This is a genomic window from Streptomyces sp. AC627_RSS907, assembly GCF_019049165.1.
Genome location: NZ_JAGMUE010000887.1, coordinates 1 through 634 on the forward strand (window position 1 = coordinate 1; position 634 = coordinate 634).

The window sequence follows — 634 nt, forward strand, 5'->3', positions numbered from 1 at the left end:
ACCCACAGCTCGCCCTGGCCGTCGAGCCAGAACTCGCCGTTGGCGCGGTTGGAGCGCGGCAGCAGGTAGAGCGTGGCCGTGTGGCCCGTGGCGCCGGTCGGCTCCAGGACGAGGACGCCGTCCTGCGTCTGGTCGCCGGTGAGGTGCGCGTACTCGCTGGAGGCGCGGAAGCTGTACTCGGTGTCGTTCGAGCGGGTCTTGAGGTTGCCCGCGGGGATCACCAGCCGCTCGCCCGGGAAGCGGGCGGAGAGCGCGGCACGGCGCCGTGCGGTGTGCTCAGCCTGCGGGATCGGCCGCAGGTCGTGCAGCTCGGTGTCCGCCCAGCCGCTCTGCATGTTCTCGGCCAGCTCATCGGACACGCCCAGGTAGAGCGCGTTCTTACGCTGCTTGATCGGCTTGTCGCTCTCCAGGGTCTCCGGAGTGGGCTCCTCGGTCACGTCTCCTCCTCGAACTGGACCGCCCCTGGCCTCGGGCCTGGGGACCTTACCCATCGTATGGGTGAGCGGCGCGTCCCCCGCAGGGGCCGGACGCATCGGTACGGAGGGGCCCGAAAGCTCCACCTGGGAGGAGCGCCCGCCGCCCCGCCCCGGGGTTCCCCGGGCCCGCTCCCGGCCGCGTCGGCCCGGGGCGGCTT

At 72.9% G+C, this 634-nt stretch carries 1 protein-coding gene; it reads right to left on the reverse strand.

Features of this window, described 5'->3' with window-relative positions:
- Positions 1-437 (reverse strand): aminopeptidase P N-terminal domain-containing protein (locus tag KUM32_RS39275; protein ID WP_308408837.1); only part of this gene is annotated, 437 nt, incomplete at its 3' end.
- Between the last annotated feature and the right edge of the window lie 197 nt (positions 438-634).